Origin of the sequence: Hydrotalea lipotrueae (assembly GCF_019249625.1) — a bacterium.
Classification (GTDB): Bacteria; Bacteroidota; Bacteroidia; order Chitinophagales; family Chitinophagaceae; genus Hydrotalea; species Hydrotalea flava.
The window spans coordinates 64,194-81,302 of sequence record NZ_JAESDL010000007.1 but is presented as its reverse complement, the minus strand read 5'-3'; the positions used below and the strand labels follow the sequence as shown (position 1 = coordinate 81,302).

Genomic DNA, 17,109 nt, shown 5'->3' with positions numbered 1-17,109 from the left:
ATAATTTTTAATAATTAACTTATAAAGAGAAATTTACACCAAATGATACAGTACGCTGTGTAGGATAAGGCAGATATTCAATAGATAATGATGGATAACCAGCATTACTATGGTCGGTATTTACTTCAGGATCAAATCCGGTAAACTTGGTAATTACAAACAGGTTGTTGCCACTTACAAATGCACTTAAATTTTTGATGTATTTACCTACATTACCTACCTGATAGTTTATTGTAGCATTCCTCAATTTAAAAAAGTTACCACTTTGCAGGAATCGTGTAGAAGCGCCAACTGCTGATGTTACACCTTCCGCAGAATTGTATGCAGCTTTATCAATATTTCTTCCGGCAACAATACCAGCCAAATTAGTAATATTGGTAGCAGTATTACTATAAATTAAATAACCGCCTTGTCCGCCACCATTAATTGTTAAGGTGAATTTCTTGTATCTGATATCGGTACCAACACCATATACTGTTGTTGGATTTGGATCACCTGCAATAACAGGATTAGCTCCGATAATTTGGTTACCATTGGCATCAAATCCACCAAAAGGTTTTAAATAAAACGCATCAATGGGCTGATTGTTTGTCATAATCTGTGCCAATGTACCAGATACACCCTGGCCGGTAATTTGTCCGGTTAAAATTTGAAGCGGTGTAGTTGTTCCGGGAGCAAAGAAATCAGTCAGTTTATTTTTATTGTAAGCCATATTAAAGTTTACATTCCAACCAAAATCTTTATGATCCACAACCACAGCACCTAAAGAGAATTCAAAACCTTTGTTCATGATATGTCCAGGCAAGTTAATCCAGTAGGTAGCTGCAGGAGCAGGCTGAATAGCATTGCTTTGGAACAGAATGTTGGTAGTGTTTTTATTGTAATAATCAAATGAACCGAAAATTCTGCCATTGAATAAACCGAAATCTAATCCAAAGTCAGTTTGAGATGTTTGCTGCCATTTTAAATTAGGATTAAATACGTTAGACTGGCCAATATTATTGTAAGAATTTACCCCAAATGATTCCTGGGAGGCAGAAGCAGGGAATTCCTGACTACCTGTAATACCCCATGATGCTCTTAATGCTAAATTAGAAAAAAGCTTACTGTTTTGCAGAAATTTCTCATTGCTTAATACCCAACGTGCACCCACTGATGGGAAGTAACCATATTTATTGTTGGCCCCGAATTTATTAGAGCCATCAGCACGCATAGTAGCAGTTAAGAAATATTTTTCATCATAGTTCAAACTGGCACGTGCAAAATAAGATTGCAATGAAGTAGTAGGATCTACATAAATACTCGGAGGATTTTGTGTATTTCCATTTTGAAGGATAGATGTATATGGTATGTTGACAAGTTTGGTTTGATCTAAATTGGTGTTAAACCCTGTAGCACTAAAGCTTTGATTAGAGTAATCAGAAGTCCAGTATTCATAACCACCAACAGCGTTTATTTTTAATTTCTTAGTAATATTAGCATCGTAATTTAAAGTATGTGTAAAAGTTTGAGATGTTAATACTGCGCCAGAAATAGCACCAAATCCCAGACCGGATAAACCACTATAACCTTGAACATAACCATCAATATTGGTTAAACGACTACCGGTAGCATGGTTAACTGCATACAAAAATTTATAAGATAAATTTTTAACCAGTTTGTAAGAGGCGCTAATATTACCAAGAAATGTATTCAGATTAGAAACATCTGAATAAGCAGCCAGCAAAGACATCGGGTTACCTGAACCATTGGTTGGGTAATTAAAAGTACCATTACTATTGTTAAAGGGCAATGTAGGATTCCAACTTAAGGCAGAACTGATTAAGTTACCCTGAGAGCCGGCAGTATTAGATACGTTGGGCAACTGATAAGTAACGTGACCCGCAATCATATTAAATCCGATTGTTAACCTTTTGTCTAACATTTTATATTCACCTCCAAAAGAAGCGATATACTTAGAAAGGTCTGTATTTTTAATAATACCGGGTTGACTGGATGCTAGGAAAGAAGCCCTGAACCGGCCATTTTCATTCCCTCCACTAAAAGCCACATTATAATTTTGAGCAATTGTATTTTGCTCAATAGCTTTAAATGGATCTACAGTGGCGCCGCCATCTAAACTACTGGGTTGCTTATATTTTGTTAATGCTTGTCTGAATTGTGCTGCATTCAACACATCATATTTCTTCATATAACCGGCATTCACACCATATGATACGCCAGCATCAACTTTTAAAGGACCTGCAGTGGCTTTTTTAGTAGTAATAACAATTACGCCATTTGCACCACGTGAACCATAAATGGCTGTAGCAGAGGCATCTTTTAAAACATCAACCTGAGCAATGTCATTCATATTGATAAACAACAATGGGTTGTCATCAGGCGTGGTACCAAATCCACCAGCACCCAATGTTACAGAAGGCCTGGCTGTTCTTCCATCTAATGGAACTCCATCAATTACATATAAAGGTTGTTGACCGGCAATCAATGAACTGTTACCTCTTAATTTAACAGTAGTAGCAGTACCGGGCTGCCCACCATTTGATACAATTTGTAAACCGGCTACTTTGTTTTGCAACAATTGGTCGGGTGAACTAATAATCCCTTGGTTAAAATCTTTTGCTTTAACAGATGATAATGCACCGGTTAAATCATTTTTCCGGGCAGTACCATAACCAATTACCACCACATCGCCTAACTGATCGGCCGATGGTGCTAATGATACATTAATGGTTCCGCCGGTAATGGCAATTTCCTGCGTATTAAAGTTGAGTGAACTAATCACCAATTTTTTTGAATCGGCAGGGGCATTTAGTTTAAAGGTACCATCCGGTCCGGTTTGGGTTCCGTACTGGGTGCCTTTTACCACAACAGTGGCACCGGCAACAGGTGAACCATCTTTCGAATCGGTTACCTTACCGGTAATTACTTTGGTTTGGGCAAAAGCTGCGGTGGAGAACAAAGCCAAGAATAGGTATAACATACCTTTGGCAAGCGTTTTTAAGTTCATAAAGCAAGCGTTTAGTTAGATTATTGTGTTAAATTTACACCTTTTATGTCTTTAAGAAAACTTTTTGTTAATTTCCTTGCAGAACAATGTGTAAATGTGACATCTAAATTATCTGAAATGATGCATACGTTAACAATAAATTTATACTTAAACCGTTTGCAAACGTTTGCGAAAATGTTTGCAGGGGAAAACTTCCTGATTTTTTAACCTGTATATAAGCGGCAAAAAATGACAAATACCACCCTGAAAAAAATTTCCGAAGTATTGGGCGTTAGTATTTCTACTGTTTCCAGAGCCTTAAAAAATCATCCGGATATTTCTGAAAAAACCAAAGCCAAAGTGGTTGAACTGGCGCAAACATTAGATTATGAACCCAATGCCAATGCCATTCACCTCCGTACCAATAACAGTAACTTATTTGGCTTATTAGTACCTACCATCTCTAATTATTTTTACGATTCTTTTATTGCTGCCATTGAGGAAGACAGCCGCCAGCAGGGCTATTCACTCATTATTCTACAATCGGGCGATGACCCTTCCGTTGAAGCCACCAATCTTAAAATCTGCCGTCAGAACCGGGTTTCCGGTGTGTTTGCCTGTATTACCCCCTATACAAAAGATATGCAACCCTTTCAAAAAATGTACGATATGGGTATTCCGGTGGTTTTTTTCGACAAAGTACCCGATTATGCCAACTGTAACAGGGTTTGTGTAGCCGATACTGCCGCTGCTGCACTGGCAGCCAATGCACTGAACAATGCTGCCGCAAAAAAAGTATTGGCTATTTTTGGCAACCCGGCCATGTCTATCACCAAAAAACGACTGAATGCTTTTAACGGTGCACTGCAACCACAAACGGACGTAACTGTTGTGCATGCCCTTGACAGAAACGAAGCCACCAAACTTACTGCACAACATTTAACTAAACAGCACCGACCCGATGCGGTTTTCTGTATGAGCGATGAAATTTTAACGGGCACTATGAAAGCCATTCAAAACAGCGCATTAAAAATTCCGCAACAAATAAAAGTGATTGCTATTAGCAATGGGTTCTTCCCTTATCTCTATCATCCAACCATTACTTATGTAGAAACCAGCGGTTACCGCTTAGGGAAACTGGCTTTTTCTAAAATGATGACCTGCCTGTCGGGCGATACCAATACCGCCGAATTGAGTTTGCCCTGTGCATTGGTGCAGGGGGGATCGATGTGATGAAAGTTTTATTACTATTGAATAGGTTTTATTATAAAAGTATAAGAATAGTCTTTATATTTCAGTTGATATTTTTCTAATGGCCAGGTACCCCATGAATTAATGCCGCCTACGCCGGTTTGTTGAAGATCAATACTCAATACAGTTAAATCTCTTTCTTTCAATTCACCGGCATGGCTGTTGTGCTTTTCAAGTCCATCATCTAAATCTTTATCCAGAAAATGCCGAGCTGTAATATTCAAAACAGTATCACCACTAATCCATAAACCGGATCCATTTTTATCGGTTAACTGCATCCATCTTATATCGGTTTTATTACCCGTTTCCTGAGGACGTAAATATGGATGAAACTGATCATGCACATTTATATTGTATACACCAACAAAAGCAGCGTCTTTTCTATCCCAATAATTTTCGGAAGGACCACGTCCATACCATTCCATTTGATTATATTTTTTTGGCAACATCATCTGCATTCCGAATTTAAATAAAATGGGCTCCTGCTTTGCATGATCTACATGCATGGTTTCGGTTACTTTCAACATTCCGTCTCCGTTTATTTCATAGTGTAGATCTAAAAATGCAAATACATCAGGCAACGCATAATGTACGCTTAATTTTATCAATTTATTATTTGTTGAATCAATTTCAAATCCAAGCATTACATAATTATGGCTGGCTCGTTTCCAGTTCTGTAACTTTTTCTGAAGACCGGCACCGAAATCATTGTCTGTTGGGGGACGCCAGAAATTCGGTTTTAAATTGAATCCATCTTGAATAAAATTAGTATGCTGCACTTTATAATTTGTTAGCAAACCATCTAAACGACTGAAAGTAAATTGAACCTGACTATTTTGAATATTAATTAAACAGACAGTACCACTTATCTTACACAAATCCACCACCGACAAACCCTCCATGTGTATGATGTATCAGGAAAGTGAGCCGGTCCGGTTTGGTACTCTGAAGCCCTATATCATCAAAGCATTGGTCATCCCATACAAATATGATTACATTACCCGATAATCAAAACAAGTCTGCCATGTAGATGGCAGGCTTGTTGAAAAAGGCGCCACACCCGCAGGCTGCAAAAGATTTTATGCTGTTTTTAAACAGTGCTACCGCTAAAGCCATCTACCAGAAATATGGCTTTACCACAACTTAGCTTTATGAAAGCAGGTACAACAATGCCCTACCGTAAGGCTATATTTATTTTTGGGCAGTTAATAAAAAAACAGGATACACATGCCTATTATCGCGCTTTATTTCAAAACAGGGTTTGTATTGTATGGCATGTAATCCCTGTTCTGTTAACTGTTGTTGCAAATGTGCAGGCTCAAAACCTTTATGCACCTGCATGCCGGGTTCATGAAAGCTACCATCTTCAGTATACAAATCGGCAATAGCCAAATAACCACCGGGGTTCAGCATGGCGGCAAATTTTTTAAATATAGCCGCCACATTCATGATGTGGTGCAATACCATCTGTGTATAAATGATATCAAATGTTTCCGGATAATTTGAATTTTCTAAATCAAAAGCTACCGGTTGTATATGGGTGGTATTGTAAAAAGCAACTTTTTCTTCACACACTTTAATCATTTCTGCCGAATTATCCATTAACACAGTATGTGCAAAAGCATCTTTTAACAGAAAACTTAAAATACCCGTACCGGCGCCATATTCCAAAGCTTTCATGCCGGGCTGCAATGGTATCATTTCTTGCAATGCCGCAGCAATGGCAATTGAGCGGTCCATGTGCATTTTTTCTTTGTCCCATTCACGGGCACAGGCATCAAAATGTTGATTGCTGGTTGGAATCATTTTATTGCTGTTTATTTTACTTGTAAATGTTATAGATGAAATGTGAAAAATATTTTTTTGACCATTAAGCCTGCGAAAACTTACTTAATTTTATCATCACAATTTTACAAAGCTACCCGATAACAAAGCAACAATTTGTGAAAGTTGTATACTACTTCAAAAAAAAGTTTCATCATACAATTGTATAACATGGAATATGTACGATTTGGCAACACCGGTATGAAGGTTTCAAAACTTTGTTTAGGCACCATGACGTATGGCCATCCAAACGAACGCTGGCCTTGGGCTTTAAATGAAGCCGACAGTAAGCCTTTTATAAAAAAAGCATTGGATTTAGGCATTAACTTTTTTGATACGGCTGATATTTATTCCTATGGTGCCAGCGAAACTGTGTTGGGCAAAGCTTTGAAAGAATATGGCCAGCGCCATCAATTGGTAATTGCTACAAAAGTATTTAACCCTATGAGTGCCAACCCCAATGATGGCGGCCTCTCCCGCAAACACATCATGTATTCTATTGATGCCAGCCTGAAAAGATTACAAACTGATTATGTGGATTTGTATCAAATTCACCGTTGGGATTACCATACACCCATTGAAGAAACCATGGAAGCCCTGCACGATGTTGTAAAAGCCGGAAAGGCACGTTATATTGGCGCCTCTTCTATGTATACCTGGCAATTTGCTAAAGCATTGTACACGGCAGATCTGCATGGGTGGACCCGTTTTGTATCGATGCAGCCGCATTATAATTTAATTTATAGGGAAGAAGAAAGAGAAATGTTGCCTTTATGCCGCGATCAAAAAATTGCGGTGATCCCCTGGTCGCCACTGGCTCGTGGATTACTTACCGGCAGAAGAACCAAAGAAAGAAAGGAAACCCTACGGGCACAAACAGATGAATATGGTAAAAAATTATATCAAAAAGACAGTGATTTTGATATTGTAAATCTTGTATCTGAGATAGCTACAGCAAAAGGATTGCCTCCTGCACAAATTGCTTTGGCATGGGTATTGAGCAACCCCGATATTACGGCCCCCATTATTGGCGCCAGCAAACCCGGGCATCTTGAAGATGCGGTGGCTGCTCTTTCTGTACAATTATCGCAGGAAGACATTAACCGATTGGAGGCACTGTATGAACCACATCCTGTTTTGGGCCATCAATAAATTGAATAATGCTGCTACCGATACTTTGCTCCGCTGGAGCATTTTTGTTATATGCAATTAATTTTTCAGTACTTCATCAAAAATTTCCCGCAACATAGAAAAATACAGTTCCAATTCTTTTTTAGTACAGGGCGGAATTTGAATTTTTTGCAAAGTAGTTTTAGGAAAATAAAAAGTACTGCCAAACTCTTTTACAATATCGTCTTCATGCACTTCTACCTTGTACACCGTGTTGGGATAAGAAATTAATTCGGTAACTTTTGCAGTATTGCTTTTTCCGTTGAAATGAAATGTAATTGTCGTCATAAGATAGGATTTGCTTTAAAGAATTTGGATACAGAATTCCGATTCTAAAAAGTAAACTAAAAGGAATTTTATTTTACCCAAACAGCAAAATTAACCTTAGGCTTACAACAAAATCTATACTATGGGTTTTACTACAAGCATTTCAAGGTAGTACTACGCCGTAACATTAGGTTTATTTTTCGATAGCATAGATTATCTAAAATATAAAGATATAAAGAAGATCCAAAATGGGATGGGTTAAAAAGCTACTTAACCAAATAGTAGATTAACAACTAAAAAAATAATCGAAAATTACAATCAGTTATGGCAAATAGAAAAGGCATTTAGGGTTGCAAAAACAGATTTAAAAGTTCGCCCCATTTATCATCGATTGCAAAAAAGAATTGAGGCACATATCTGCCTGAATTTTGTTGCTTATAAAGTGTATAAGGAATTAGAGCGATGGCTAACAGAAAAAAAGATAAGCTTATCTGCAACTCAAATCATTGAAATGGCTGCTAATCTTTTTGAAATTGAAATTATGTTACCTGAATCTGAACAAATCATCAGAAAAAAACTAATACTAACAGAAGAACATCGAACCTTGGCTAAAATATTCAACTTTTAGGGTGTCCCAGTGAGGAAAACAGGAAAAAAACGTATTTCAGTCAAAATTAAATTAAAATTTAAATACAACCAATTGATTGATAATCCAATTACTGTTTACACTTTGTAATTTTATCTGAAAAAGTAAAGCGAGGATGCTAATGTTTCCGGAGTTAGTAGCAATTTAAATGCAATTTTTCGACGAATGCAATATGGTGGTCTCACCAAGAATCGAACTTGGATCTAGAGTTTAGGAAACTCCTATTCTATCCATTGAACTATGAGACCATTGCCCTTTTACCGGTAAAAAGGGCCACAAATGTAGGCGTTTCCAACTGAAATTGCATGGCTGAGGAACAGAAAATATGACTTACCAATAAATTATATTTTATTAACACGTTTAAGGTTGCACAAGGCTGGTAGCCGTAAATAAAGTCCATGGCCAGGCTTTCATATCTTTTAAATATTTTGATTGCCAGGCATATTCAGGATGGGCTTTATAAAACTTTTCACCAATAAAATCTTCGCCGCAAGGATGGCCCATATGTGCCCAAAATTGCATTTTACCCGCCAATGCAGCAGTGGTTACTTTGCCTTGCACAGCCCCCATAGGGTAATAAGGTGCCAAATCCCATTCCGAACAACCTTTGGCATCTTCATCAATATGTCCACAAATTACACAACGATTATTAGCAGTCATATTATCCAACGCATCATAATGGTCGGCTTCAATTTGTTGGCCGGTAGCTGCATCTAATTTGCCCTTCATATCTACCAATACCAATTGTTCCATTCTGCGCTTACGGGCATTGGGGCTGGTAGTGGCATCGTTTACATTAAAAGTGGTTTCCTCTTTAATTAGTTTTGGATCGCTGGGGAAATTAGAACCAATCATAGCAGTATCCTTACTACGCCATACCCGGTAATCTTTTAAACCCAATTCTAATTTAGCCACCTCATTGGTTTTGGTATCGCCCAATAACCAGTCATTGGCATAACCGCCATTGTTGCCTTTGGTAAATATAGCAATGGCATCATCAATACTGTTGGCATATTGCGCTACTTTCCTGGCTCTTTCAAATTCGGGAATGCCGGTCGTATCAAACCCTAAAAATTGGGTAATGGTGGTTTCGGTAATCAACATACCATTACCGGTAATTACAAAATCATCGCCACTGTGGATGAATCCGGGCATGCAATCCATCATAATATGATTACCTTTTTCGGGTACTATATCAGCAATTATATTCCAGTGCTGGCCAATGATATATTCTGTCCAGTTATTATGCCCCATTACAATTTTACCATCTTTGGTATAGCTGCCGGTTGCTATAAATGCGCTACAATTGCCGGGGGCCTTGTTATTGCCACTACCCGGATTTACCTTGTTCATTAATTGGGGCACATAATAAAATGCAAGTTCTTCCGTAGCATTGTAAGCGGTAAGGTCTAAACTATCATAATGTAAGCCTCTATCGTGCAAGCCAGCCACTATGCCATTGATTTCATCTTTGTATTCCCTGTCTAATTTATCCCATAAAAAATTACGGGCACAGGCTCGGTAAAAGTTCCAGTCTTTTTTGGTCTCATGGGCTAAATAATAAGCAACCGACTGCATGGTGGTATCTATTTCATGGGCCAACAAATAACCATGCTGATAACCGATAACAGCAGGCGAGCCTTCCAAATGCACATATACCCATCCGTTTTTGTTTTCTTTTGAAGCTTTTGCCAGACGTTTGTCGGCAGACGGCGAATGGCAGGCTGTGAATGCAGCCAGACAAAGCAATAGTATTCCTGGTTTCATGTGCATTAATTTTGATAGATGAAAATTAGCAATAAATGATTATAAAAGGGCTGAAAATGTGCTTAAATCAGTAATTTATACCAAAGAAACAAGAAAAAATTTGTATTCCGCCTCTGTACAATGAGGGTTTTGCTGAGACTTGACTATATTAAAAAAAGTCTTCTACCTGCCTCTTTCAACCCTGGCTCAGCCCAACATTGAATTATATTAAAAAAGCATTAAATAATCCTTTTGGCGGGGCAACACCCCGCTTAGCCGCCTAAAACATGTAACTTCCATTTAAATATAAATGTATGAAACAGCTTATCTTCCCCTTTCTGATGGTTTTATTGTGTGTGAGCAATACTCTTTCAGCTCAAAAAGACCATACTTCAGAAATACACCCCACCCTTAATCATATTGCTGTTTATGTTTATAATTTACAAAAACAAGCCGATTTTTACCACGATGTGATGTATTTAGATACCATACCCGAACCGTTTCACGATGGCAGGCATGTGTGGTTTCGCATTGGCCCCCATAGTCAACTACACTTAATTCAGGGAGCTAAATCTATTGTAAACCACGATATTAACTCCCATATATGCTTTACCGTTCCCAATCTAAAAGCATTTATGGAACACTTAAACCAATTGGGGGTAGCCTACCAAAGCTGGACCGGCCAGAAGCATGGCATTACCAAAAGGCAGGATGGTGTACAACAAATTTATCTGCAGGATACGGATGGCAATTGGATTGAAGTGAATGACGACCGTTTTTAGGCGCTCATCTATCTCATAAAATCAGGTATACGCTTTGTGCTTTTGCACCCTATCTTTGCAGCCCATAAAAAGCACGTATGAAATTTTATAACCTGATTATTAAATATAGATTCTGGCTGGGTATTGTTGCATTTATTTTAGCCATTGTAGTAACCATTACCAGTGGGTTTTGGCCAGCATTTGTATTGTATTTCCTGGGAGTGATTGCCATTTTTACGCATTTCTTCATTGGACCCTTGCGCTTAATTCAGGAACCGATGGAACAGGGCAATGTAGAGGAAGTAGAAAAAATACTGAAATCAATCTGGTTTCCTAACCTTTTATACAAACCGGTTCGCTCTACCTATTTTACCATAAAAGGTAATTTAGCCATGATGAATCAGGATTTTGATACGGCCGAAAAACACCTTAAAAAAAGCAACGATTTGGGTGCCCCCATGCCCGAAGCCGAAGGCGCCAATAAATTACAATTGGGTATGATGGCCATACAAAAAGGCGATTTAAAACAAGCCGAAACTTATATGCGTGCAGCCATTCGTTTGGGTATTCCCGATAAAGAAAGTGAAGCAGTGGCCTTTTTGGGTATGTGCCAGATTTTTATGAATAAGCGCGAATTCAGGGCTGCCAAAGATTATTTTAGAAAAGCCAAAGCCTGTAAGCCTAAAACCAAACAGGTGGTTGACCAGATTAAAGAAATTGAAAAATATATTTCCCGTATTCCCGGATAAAGGAACTGAATAAAGTTGTTATGCGTGTACGGCAATTCATATCTCATTGCATGAAAAAGTTGCTACTATTGTTTATACTGGCAGGCTTTAGCTTATACACGCTGGTTACCATGCCCAACCATTTTAATGCAGGACGCAGTTTCATTGCTTTATATAATTATTGCCTGCAGGAAGATGACAATATGAACCTGCTTGAATTTATTGGCGAGAAATTATTGCTGGCAGGGTTTGACCCCACCGAGCAGCAGGAAACACGTTCTGCCAACAATCATCCCTTCCTGCCGGTACCCATTGCTTCTGCCATGGGTTATAATATTTTATTTTATAATCCTATTCAATTTTCTGCTACCATCCATCCTTGTATAGTACAACAAGCCTATACCGTTGTAAACAAATTGCACCTGTTGTTATCTGGCTTTCCGGGTGCCATCTTTCATCCTCCATTACCCGTTACCTGCTAAACAATGCAGTTACATTTTATTTAAATACATTCCGGCAATACAAATACTATTGTGGCTAAGAAATACCTTTTTCAGTGCCTAAAACTTTGTAATTCGGGATAATGCCTTACTCACAACGGAGCTGCATTGTTGTAATGTATTGTTTTGTTGATTTAAACTGAATCATCATGCTTCGTATATATTTATTTTGTTTATCCCTGTTTTTATTACAGTCAGTTAAGGCACAACAAACTATAAAGGGTACAGTTAAAGATAGTTCAGGTGCACTGCCACTTACCGGCGTTTCAGTTAGTTTGCCCGAAATAAAAAAAACCACCATAACCGATAGTAGCGGCAATTTTATTTTTGAACTCAATACTTCAGCATTAAGGCAGAAGATACGGTTTAGCCATACCGGTTTTACCACCAAAGATTCGTTAATTCATTTACCGGTTAAAGGTCTTGTTACCATTAGCATTGTACTGAATAACCACACCAATAATTTGGGCGATGTGGTAGTAGCTGCTTCTAAAACCAATTCAAGAATAGAAGATTTACCCACCAGGGTAGAAGTAATTGGTGCTGAAGAAATTGGAGAAGAAACACAAATTAATCCCGGAAATCTACTGGGCCTGTTGGGCGATGTGGCCGGCATTCAGGTACAACAAACCAATGCAGCCACCGGCAATGCCGATTTGCGAATACAGGGCTTACCCGGCAGGTACACACAAATATTGAGAGATGGCATGCCGCTGTTTGGGGGTTATTCCGGTAGTTTTGGACTGTTGCAAATTCCGCCTTTGGACCTTAAACAAGTAGAGTTGATTAAAGGTGCCTCTTCTACTTTATATGGCGGCGGCGCCATTGCCGGAATGATGAACTTAGTATCAAAAACCCCCAATCGCAAACAACCTGAAAATAGTTTTATCATTAACAGAACATCATTATTAGAAAACAATCTCAATGTGTTTTCTTCCGCTCGAAACCATACAACTGGTTATACCCTGTTTGCAGGAGGCAACTTACAACAGGCGGTAGATGTGTACAACAATGGCTTTAGTACCGTACCCGATGTAAAAAGTATCTTTGTGCATCCCCGTGTTTTTCTATACTACAACCCAAACAGTACCCTTATTTTAGGCTATACCTTGAATGCAGAAGACAGGAAGGGTGGTGACATGCAGGTATTAGAAGGGAAGCCCAATGCAACACATCAATTCTTAATTCAAAACAAAAGCATGCGGCATACCCTTGATGCCGATTGGGAAAACACTTTAAATAACGGTGCCCGTTTAAGCCTGAAAGCCACCACCAGCCTCTATAACCGGCAGGCTATTACCGATTTGTTTGGCATGAAGGCACAGCAAAACCTTTGGTATAGCGAGTTGGCATACAGTAAAAAATCGGCACAACATAACTGGATTGCCGGACTCAACTTTAACGGTGATGCATTTATGAAACATCAACCGGATAGTACTTTATTAACCAATGAAAATGGATATACCATTGGCGGATATGTTCAAGACGATTGGAAAATAACACCTGCGTTAACAGCAGAAGCCGGGTTACGAGCCGACCATCATAGCGTTTATGGCAATTTTTTATTGCCGCGTATTTCTTTCATGTATCGCTTGAGCTCTCAATTAACCATGCGTTTAGGTGGTGGCATGGGTTATAAAACCCCCTCTTTATTTTCAGGAGATGTTGATGAACGCGATTACCGTTACTTAGCCGGCTATAAACCCGGCACTGTTGCAGAGAAAAGCACTGGCGCAAACATCGACATCAATTACAAATGGCGGGGAGAAAAATGGCAGTTTACCCTGAATCAGAGTTTTTTTTATACGGCCATTCAGCATCCCTTATTGCTCGATTCGCTCACCAACCCATTGAACATGCACTGGTACAATGCACCGCAAAATATTACCACAACTGGTTTTGAAACCTATTTGCAGGCAAGAGAAGATGAAACCGAATTGTATTTAGGGTATGTATATACCAATACACAAAGAAAATATGATTTGCAGGCACCCAACTTTCCCTTAATAGCCAAACACAAAATTGCCGGACTGGCCAGTTTTGAGGTGGAAGACCATTTTAGGATTGGGATAGAACTGTCTTATACAGGAAAACAATATTTAGAAGATGGCACAAGCACCAGAGATTATATTCTTTCGGCCGCCATGCTCAATTACCGGTACAAAAAAATATCTGTAGTGCTGAATTGTGAAAATCTGTTTAACTTTAAAGAGGGCAATTACGGGCAGTTGGTTTATCCGCCTTATTCCAATCCGGTGTTTAGTGATATCTGGGGACCATTGGAAGGCAGGGTATTCAACTTGTCGCTACAAGTAAAATGGTAAAAACGATGAAAGTGACTTTTGTCATGTTTCTAACCAAACAAACAATATAATTTTATATCTGCATGAAAGGTACCTGGCTGAAGCTTTTATTGGTTTGTATAATTTGTGCATTATTGGCTTGGGGTGTAGCGGGAATTATTCAGGCACTTTTGCCGGATACTTAAACTGGTAATTATATCATGTTTCAATCAAATTGTTCAAATATTTAAACAACAAATACAAGTATATGAAAAAAAACATGGGCGGTGCTGACCGCATTATTCGCGTAATACTGGCCATTGTATTTGCCATATTGTATTTTACGCAAACCGTAACAGGCACATTAGGAATTATTTTATTGGTTTTGGGTGCAGTTTTTCTGGCTACCTCATTTATTTCGTTTTGCCCCTTATATACCATTTTTGGTATTAAAACCTGTAAGGTAGAACCAAAGAAATAGCTACGAGTAAATTTGTTTATTGTGCTTTGTTTACTGAATAACCCGGATGGTTTTCCACCCGGGTTTTATTTATGCTGTATGTGTTAATAATGCCGCAGCTGCCGAGTCAGTAAACCAGTGCAGGCTGCCTTTGGGGCGAATAATTTGTGAAGGGTATTGATGCACATTTACAGGCCCTTCCAGCACCGCTTTTAAAGCAGTTGCTTTATTGGCACCCGTGGTAATAAATGCCACCTGCGCCGATTGATTGACAATGGGTGCTGTTAATGTAATACGGTACATTTGCTGCGCCTCCAGCCATAAATGGGTAGCCCATTTTTTTGTTTCATCTATGACCGCCGTTCCGGGAAATAGCGACAAGGTGTGTCCGTCATCTCCCATTCCCAACAAAACCAGATCAAAACTAAAGGGCTGCTCGTTAAAATATTGATGTAAAATTTTTTCATAGGCTGCAGCAGAAGCTTCGGGTGTAATATGTTCCGTTTGCATGATATGAATCTGCTCCGGCTGAACGGGCACATGATTTAACAAGGTATCAAAAGCCATTTTTGCATTGTTCCGCTCATCATTAAAAGGCACAAAACGTTCATCACCAAAAAAGAAATGCAGTTTTGACCAGTCAATTTTATGCCGGTAAGCTTCAGAAGCCAGCAACAGATGCAAACTTTTGGGGGTATTGCCACCCGATAATGCAAGGGTAAACCGATCTTGTTGTTTTAAAGTATTGGCAATTAAATCAACCATCCAATTGGTAACGGCATGCATCAATGCATCAGCATTGGGTTCTATATGTAAGGACATTTCATCTATTTTAAATATCAACAATTCTTATTTACAACAAGGGTACCACGTTGGTTTTACCCATTCAACTTAGCAACAAATGTAATGATCGCTTAAAATATCCCGCTTCCACAAATTATTCTTTGTGTGGCAAGGGCAAGGTAATCCAGTTATGGCCATCTCTTGCTATCAGGGCTTCGGCATCTTCAGGCCCCCAGCTATCGGGGCTATAGTTCGGAAAATCAACCGGTGGCCTGATTTGCCAGGCTTCCAAAATAGGCATAATAATTTTCCAGGCAGCTTCTACCTGATCATCGCGCATAAACAGGGTAGCGTTACCCTGCATTACATCCAGCAAAAGGGTTTCATAGGCTTCGGGTTCGTGTCCATCGTATGCATCTGCATAGCTGAAAATCATATCCACCGGATTCAGTGTTATATCCTGTCCAGGCTTTTTGGCCTGAAAACGCAGCCGGATATCCATATTGGGTTGTATGCTGATGGTTAAACGGTTGGGACGCCAGGTTTCTGCGGCTTCCGGCGGAAAAGCAAATTTGGGCGCCTGTTTAAACTGAATGGTAATAATAGTGGTTTTTTCATGCAGGTATTTACCGGTGCGTACATAAAAAGGAACATCCTGCCAACGCCAATTGTCTATAAAAAACTTAACAGCAGCAAAAGTTTCAACGTTTGAGTTAGGACTTACATTTTGTTCTTCTCTATATCCTTTTACTTCTTTACCCTTCATCCAACCGGCACTGTACTGGCCCCGAACGGCATGTTCATGCGCCTGCTCTTTGGTAATTTTACGAATGGCATTCAATACATCTACTTTCTTATTTCTTATTTCATTGGCATCAAAACTAACCGGAGCTTCCATTGCAATCATGCAAATTAATTGCAGTATATGATTTTGTACCATATCACGCAGGGCACCGCTTTTTTCGTAATAACCGCCACGTTCTTCCACACCAACGGTCTCGGCATTGGTAATTTGAACATGGTCAATATAATTGCGGTTCCAAATAGGTTCAAACAAGGCATTGGCAAACCGAAAAGCCAAAATGTTTTGTACAGTTTCTTTTCCGAGATAGTGGTCAATACGATAAATCTGTTCTTCTTTAAACATGCTTTTCAATAAAGCATTCAAGTCGTGCGCACTTTGTAAATCGTGGCCAAAAGGTTTTTCAATTACAATACGCACACAATTGGCAATATTGCTCATCTCTAATTTTCCTAAACTAGTAGCAATATCGGGTACCAATTGCGGAGCCACAGCCAGATAAAAAACCACCTGTGGTTTTACATTCCACTCTTTATTTTTAACACCCACAAAATCACTTAATTTATTATAGGATGATGCATCTTCCCCATCCATAGCAATATAATGAATGTTCTGGCTAAACTCATTCCAATGCTGTTCGGATTTTGGGTCATCTTTACTTCGGCTAAACAAATCAATACCTTTCCATAACCTTTCTCTAAAATTTTCGTTGGTATAAGCAGTACGACCTAGCCCAACAATGGCAAATTGATTAGGCATATAGCCATCTAAAAAAAGGTTGTATAATGCAGGAGAAAGTTTACGCTGATTTAAATCGCCGCTACCACCAAAAATAAAAACAACGGTTGGCGGGGGAAGATGATTTTCTGTTGACATAAATATAATATTATAAATAATTTA

The 17,109-nt window shown here is 38.9% G+C and carries 16 protein-coding genes and 1 tRNA gene; 9 read left to right on the top strand and 8 right to left on the bottom strand.

Translation table 11 applies throughout. From position 1 onward, the window contains the following. Positions 1-19 precede the first annotated feature (19 nt). A complete protein-coding gene (locus JK139_RS06415) occupies positions 20-2,983 on the bottom strand; it encodes a SusC/RagA family TonB-linked outer membrane protein (protein ID WP_218330849.1) in 2,964 nt (987 codons plus the stop codon). Between the two features lie 255 nt (positions 2,984-3,238). On the opposite strand from JK139_RS06415, the gene JK139_RS06410 reads away from it, so the two are divergent. Continuing rightward, a complete protein-coding gene (locus JK139_RS06410) occupies positions 3,239-4,222 on the top strand; it encodes a LacI family DNA-binding transcriptional regulator (protein ID WP_218330848.1) in 984 nt (327 codons plus the stop codon). A 14-nt stretch (positions 4,223-4,236) separates the two neighbouring features. Here JK139_RS06410 and JK139_RS06405 read toward each other — a convergent pair whose 3' ends face one another. Beyond that, positions 4,237-5,142 (bottom strand): beta-galactosidase small subunit, encoded by a 906-nt coding sequence (locus JK139_RS06405; protein WP_218330847.1) that lies wholly within the window; start codon positions 5,140-5,142, stop codon positions 4,237-4,239. Positions 5,143-5,270: 128 nt separating this feature from the next. On the opposite strand from JK139_RS06405, the gene JK139_RS15470 reads away from it, so the two are divergent. Continuing rightward, entirely contained in the window at positions 5,271-5,387 is a 117-nt protein-coding gene (locus JK139_RS15470; protein WP_228733146.1) for a substrate-binding domain-containing protein, read from the top strand. A 44-nt stretch (positions 5,388-5,431) separates the two neighbouring features. Here the strand turns inward: JK139_RS15470 and JK139_RS06395 are convergent, their stop codons facing one another. Continuing rightward, the gene (locus tag JK139_RS06395) at positions 5,432-6,046 is read right to left on the bottom strand and encodes a class I SAM-dependent methyltransferase (RefSeq protein ID WP_218330846.1); all 615 of its coding nucleotides are present in this window, start codon (positions 6,044-6,046) and stop codon (positions 5,432-5,434) included. Positions 6,047-6,235: 189 nt separating this feature from the next. Between JK139_RS06395 and JK139_RS06390 the strand changes: the two genes are divergently transcribed. After that, positions 6,236-7,216 carry an aldo/keto reductase gene (locus JK139_RS06390; protein ID WP_218330845.1) on the top strand — a complete coding sequence of 327 codons (981 nt, stop codon included), beginning with the start codon at positions 6,236-6,238 and terminating at the stop codon, positions 7,214-7,216. 57 nt (positions 7,217-7,273) lie between these two features. Here JK139_RS06390 and JK139_RS06385 read toward each other — a convergent pair whose 3' ends face one another. Then, positions 7,274-7,522, bottom strand: a complete 249-nt coding sequence (locus JK139_RS06385) for a hypothetical protein (RefSeq protein WP_068240653.1) — start codon at positions 7,520-7,522, stop codon at positions 7,274-7,276. Positions 7,523-7,892: 370 nt separating this feature from the next. On the opposite strand from JK139_RS06385, the gene JK139_RS06380 reads away from it, so the two are divergent. Continuing rightward, entirely contained in the window at positions 7,893-8,129 is a 237-nt protein-coding gene (locus JK139_RS06380; RefSeq protein WP_353849842.1) for a hypothetical protein, read from the top strand. 191 nt (positions 8,130-8,320) lie between these two features. Here JK139_RS06380 and JK139_RS06375 read toward each other — a convergent pair. Then, a tRNA-Arg gene (locus JK139_RS06375) sits at positions 8,321-8,395 on the bottom strand. A gap of 112 nt (positions 8,396-8,507) precedes the next feature. Then, complete coding sequence (locus JK139_RS06370) at positions 8,508-9,914, bottom strand: C45 family autoproteolytic acyltransferase/hydolase (RefSeq protein ID WP_218330844.1); 1,407 nt, start codon at positions 9,912-9,914, stop codon at positions 8,508-8,510. A 293-nt stretch (positions 9,915-10,207) separates the two neighbouring features. On the opposite strand from JK139_RS06370, the gene JK139_RS06365 reads away from it, so the two are divergent. The 5 genes from JK139_RS06365 (at position 10,208) to JK139_RS06345 (ending at position 14,645) form a co-directional block, all read left to right on the top strand. Further along, on the top strand, positions 10,208-10,675 hold the full coding sequence (locus JK139_RS06365; RefSeq protein ID WP_228733145.1) for a VOC family protein: 468 nt from the start codon (positions 10,208-10,210) through the stop codon (positions 10,673-10,675). A 77-nt stretch (positions 10,676-10,752) separates the two neighbouring features. After that, positions 10,753-11,403, top strand: a complete 651-nt coding sequence (locus JK139_RS06360) for a tetratricopeptide repeat protein (RefSeq protein ID WP_218330843.1) — start codon at positions 10,753-10,755, stop codon at positions 11,401-11,403. A gap of 50 nt (positions 11,404-11,453) precedes the next feature. Continuing rightward, the gene (locus JK139_RS06355) at positions 11,454-11,864 is read left to right on the top strand and encodes a hypothetical protein (RefSeq protein WP_218330842.1); all 411 of its coding nucleotides are present in this window, start codon (positions 11,454-11,456) and stop codon (positions 11,862-11,864) included. A gap of 167 nt (positions 11,865-12,031) precedes the next feature. Then, positions 12,032-14,206 (top strand): TonB-dependent receptor, encoded by a 2,175-nt coding sequence (locus tag JK139_RS06350; RefSeq protein ID WP_218330841.1) that lies wholly within the window; start codon positions 12,032-12,034, stop codon positions 14,204-14,206. A 226-nt stretch (positions 14,207-14,432) separates the two neighbouring features. After that, positions 14,433-14,645 carry a YgaP family membrane protein gene (locus tag JK139_RS06345; protein WP_074419681.1) on the top strand — a complete coding sequence of 71 codons (213 nt, stop codon included), beginning with the start codon at positions 14,433-14,435 and terminating at the stop codon, positions 14,643-14,645. A 69-nt stretch (positions 14,646-14,714) separates the two neighbouring features. Here the strand turns inward: JK139_RS06345 and pgl are convergent, their stop codons facing one another. Next, on the bottom strand, positions 14,715-15,446 hold the full coding sequence (pgl, locus tag JK139_RS06340; protein WP_228733144.1) for a 6-phosphogluconolactonase: 732 nt from the start codon (positions 15,444-15,446) through the stop codon (positions 14,715-14,717). 115 nt (positions 15,447-15,561) lie between these two features. Then, positions 15,562-17,085 carry a glucose-6-phosphate dehydrogenase gene (gene zwf / locus JK139_RS06335; RefSeq protein ID WP_218330840.1) on the bottom strand — a complete coding sequence of 508 codons (1,524 nt, stop codon included), beginning with the start codon at positions 17,083-17,085 and terminating at the stop codon, positions 15,562-15,564. Between the last annotated feature and the right edge of the window lie 24 nt (positions 17,086-17,109).